This is a genomic window from Pseudovibrio axinellae (genome assembly GCF_900110875.1).
GTDB lineage: Bacteria > Pseudomonadota > Alphaproteobacteria > Rhizobiales > Stappiaceae > Pseudovibrio > Pseudovibrio axinellae.
This window is the reverse complement of the sequence record NZ_FOFM01000053.1, coordinates 1-4,070: the sequence shown is the minus strand read 5'-3', so window position 1 is coordinate 4,070 and position 4,070 is coordinate 1. Positions and strand designations below refer to the sequence as shown.

General features: G+C 54.2%; 5 protein-coding genes. All 5 read left to right on the top strand.

The window, feature by feature from the left end; all coding sequences use genetic code 11:
• Positions 1–474: Hcp family type VI secretion system effector (locus BMZ51_RS23160; RefSeq protein WP_074882390.1), on the top strand; the 474-nt coding region annotated here is incomplete at its 5' end.
• Between the two features lie 116 nt (positions 475–590).
• A complete protein-coding gene (locus BMZ51_RS23155) occupies positions 591–887 on the top strand; it encodes a hypothetical protein (RefSeq protein ID WP_074882388.1) in 297 nt (98 codons plus the stop codon).
• On the top strand, positions 887–1,657 hold the full coding sequence (locus BMZ51_RS23150) for a hypothetical protein (RefSeq protein ID WP_203416167.1): 771 nt from the start codon (positions 887–889) through the stop codon (positions 1,655–1,657). The genes BMZ51_RS23155 and BMZ51_RS23150 overlap by 1 nt, the downstream gene beginning before the upstream one ends.
• 4 nt (positions 1,658–1,661) lie before the next feature.
• Entirely contained in the window at positions 1,662–2,105 is a 444-nt protein-coding gene (locus BMZ51_RS23145; protein WP_139201474.1) for a hypothetical protein, read from the top strand.
• A 10-nt stretch (positions 2,106–2,115) separates the two neighbouring features.
• Positions 2,116–4,070, top strand: a 1,955-nt coding sequence (locus BMZ51_RS23140) for a type VI secretion system Vgr family protein (protein WP_074882387.1), incomplete at its 3' end; no start/stop codon positions are given.

Sequence of the window (4,070 nt, the reverse complement as noted above, 5' to 3'; positions counted from 1 at the left end):
GGGCCAATCACACAGGGCGCGTTTACAGAAGATTCTGTTGGCAACGTATGGCAGGAAGGCCATGAAGACGAGATCATGGTGCAGGCCATTGATCACACCGTCATCATTCCTCGTGATATCCAGTCCGGCCAGCCAGCAGGCCAGCGCGTGCATACCCCGTTTAAGTTCACCTGTTCCATGAACAAGTCCATCCCGTTGCTCTACAACGCGCTGGTTTCTGGTGAGATGCTGCCTAAATGTGAAGTTAAATGGTACCGCACCAATTCCTCCGGTAAACAAGAGCATTTCTTCTCCACCTCCTTTGAAGATGCACTTGTAACCAATATTGAGTGCGGCCTGCCTCATTGTCAGGATCCGAAGAACGCTGACTTCACTCAGTTGATCACCATTGAGCTGTCCTACCGCAAGATCATGTGGGAGCACACAGTCTCCGGCACCTCTGGTGCTGATGACTGGCGCGCGCCTGCCGCTTAAGTCTTTTGTCCTAATAGGACTGGACGTCAGATCCGGGCCAGCTTTGGCCCGGACACTGCCCCGTGCACGTTGTGAGGGGCACACTTTGATTTGGGCCTGACCTGCGGAGTTGGAATATGCAACCTGTCTTTGGCAAGACACCAAGGAAGCGCAGTTACCTGCACAGCTTCTTTCGCAACCTGTTGTGGCGGCCGCGCAAGGTGGAAGCGGTTGCAGAAGCTGCCCCGCGCCACAGCGACCCGGCAGGCACAGCGCATGTGGTGCTGCAAGGCCGTGATCGGCCTTCACGCTCTTCTGATGTTTTGCAGGAAGACTTATCAGATGAGCTGGAAATCCGCGGCTTCTTAGATCAGTTCCCCGAGCACCGCTTGATGGTCAAGCCAGGCGAGAAGCCCTACAAGGAGATATTTTGATGGTCTATCCGCTGGCAGAACAAAGACTGGCGCAGCGCACATCCGCCTCTCTATATCCGCAAAACTTACAGGGCAGTGACAACCGGGGCCTTGAACAGGCTCTACATGCCCTTGAGAGTGCCGCGCTCAACTTTGCTCTCCGATTTATTGGAGACAGTAAGGTGCGGCTGGATTACCAGCGGCAAACAGCAGCTTTGTCTCAAAGGATCAGGCGCGAAGTACTTGCAGGCAAAATTACTGCACAGCAGGGCGCAAAAACAGCTAACTCCATCCGCAATGAAATTCTCAAAGCGTCCCGCTTTCGCACCAGCGATATAGGCCTTGCCTTTGCTGAGGCGCACAAGAAAACGGGATTATCCTTTGACGACCTGCTGGCTAAATATTCGGGCAAGAAGTTTGGCAAGACCTTTTCCAGCCTAAGCAAAGCACAGCAAAATGAAGTCTTCCTGGAGCTGGTGGACAGCGCTGGTCGCAACAGCGAAAAGCACACTAAGGCCGTTGCTCGCAACCTGCGCTTCGGGCGCGCCCTTGTGGTGGTCTCCATCACGATTTCGATACTCAACATCATTGCAGCTGAAGATAAACTCAAAGCAACCGCAAAAGAGGGCACTGTTTTGGGTGGCGGCTTTGCAGGGGGAGCTGCAGGGGGGGCTGCTGCTGGATTGCTGTGTGGGCCTGGAGCTCCTGTTTGCGTCACCGTGGGTGTTGTGGTTGGTGGGGTATTAGGTGCCCTTGGCGCAGACTACGTTTTTGAATGGCTCTGGGATTAAGCTGATGCGGGAACCCATGCTGACCCCAATCCATGATTTTGTTCTTAACCCTGCTTCAGATGGTAGCGCCAGCTTGCGTCATGGGGGCAGCGACAACACGTTTCAGGTGTATGGCACCAGCATCTGTGCCCAGTACCGCTTTGGTGACCATTTTCTGGTCTTCCTCCAGGATCTGTCCTCCCTTGATGAGGGGGTGGGAGTTTTCTTTCTCTCTCAAGGCGATTTGCTTGATTTTGCCCAAACCACACAGATTGGGCTGAACGGGGATCTGGAGGACATACAGATCACACAGCCTGACACTATTTCGTTTTCCTTTCCTGACCACATGCGCTGGCGTGTGCGGTGTCATACGCGCTCCCGCCCTGGCTTGCATATCCCAACTCCTTACACGTTCTGGGAGCGTCGCCATATGCTGCGGTCCTGGTTCACGCTTGGGCGTATTAATTGATGAGGTTTCCATGAATGTGATTAGTCAACTTCCTGTTCTTGCGCAAAAAGATGATCTTGCCTTTGCCTTTTATTCGCCTGAGGTTGAAGAAGGTGATCTTCTGGTTGAAGATTTCAGCGTGAGCGAGCAGGTTTTTGAGCTCACTCGTATTGAGGCCAGTTTGATTTCAATGCGCTCTGATATTGACCTGCAGGCGCTCATCGACACACCCGCAACCATTACGGTGCTGCATAAATATGCTGGCATCCGCCACTTTTCAGGTGTGATCCACCGGGCAAGACGGCGCAATCAGGGTCATCACCGAACCTGTTATGAAGTGACGATTTTGCCAAGCCTGCACCGGCTGGACCATGGGTCTGATTGCCGGATCTTCCAGCAAAAATCAGCCCCGGACATCATCAAGGAAACCCTTAAACGCTATGGTATTGAAAATGTTAAGTGGCGTTTGACGGGCGAACATAATGTGCGCGAATACTGCGTGCAGTACCGTGAGACCCATTACGAATTCATCCGCAGGCTGTGCGCAGAAGAAGGCATCTGGTTTTACTTCACCTATGACAAAAACGGCAGTCATGTGCTGCACTTTATTGATAACTACCGCATCATTCACGAACAGCCGGACCAGCCCCAGCTGGACTATAATGCGACCGCCGGCGGGGTGGTGAAGGGCGTGTTTTGTAACGCCTTGTCTGTCACCGAAGAGGTGCGCTCGTCCAAATGGACCATGCGCGATTATACGTTTAAGAACCCGGCCTATAATCAAGAGCATACAGCGGAGCGCCAGGAGGACAATGGGCTGGCGGGCGAGTATGCCATGTATGATTATCCTGGCCGCCACAAGCAAAAGTCAGCCGGTGAACCGTTTACGCGCGCATTGATGGAGGCCACCCGTGTGGGCGCAACTCTGGCTGAAGGGCAGACCAACGCCATTCATATGATGACAGGGCATAAGTTTGAGCTCGCAGACCATCCAGACAGTCATCTCAACATCAAGTACCATCTGCTTTCAGCCGTTCACAGCGGCTCGCAGCCTGGAGCTGGCGAAGAAGAAGCGGCCTCCGGGGGGCAAACCTTTTTCTCCACCCACTTTGAGGCGATCCCGGACCGGCTGGCCTATAAGCCGCCACAGCGCACCCGGCCCCGGGTGGATGGCTCCCAAATTGCCACCGTGGTCGGGCCTCCTGGTGAAGAGATCTATACCGATGAGCATGGCCGCGTGAAGGTGCAGTTTCCCTGGGACCGCTATGGCCAGAGCAACGATACCTCCTCCTGCTGGATCCGCGTTGCCTCCAACTGGGCCGGCGCGTCCTGGGGCCACATCGCCATTCCCCGCATCGGCCATGAGGTAATCGTTGACTTCCTGGAAGGCGACCCCGACCAGCCGATCGTGACTGGGCGCACCTACCACGCCACCAACAGAACGCCCAATAAGCTGCCGGACTTTAAAACCCGCATGGTGCTGATGTCCGATAGCCACAAGGCAACGGGCTCCAATGAATTACGCTTTGAAGATGAGGGCGGCCAGGAAGAAGTCTGGTTCCACGCCCAGAAATTCCACAACGGTGTTGTTGAGAACAACGAGACCTGGAAGGTCGGCGCTAACCGGCACAAACGGGTTGAGGCTTCCCAGTCTGAATCCGTTGGAAGTTCAAAAGATATTGAGGTGGAAGGATCGCACAGAGAAACCATTAGTGGTGTGAAAGATCTGCATGTTAAAGCGGTTCGGCGGACCCAAGTTGATGCCACCGATAATGAGAGCATAGCCGAAGATAAAACCCTTTTTGTTGGCGGCAATTACACCTCCAAAGCTGGCAGAAACATTCGCATGGAAAGTGGGGCGCACCAGCATTACACCGCACCGGGAACCATTTTTGTTGACGGTGGGGACCAGGTTGTGGTGCGCGCAGGATCAGTGATCTCTTTAAATGTCGGCGGAAACTTTATTCGTATCGACGCCAGCGGCAT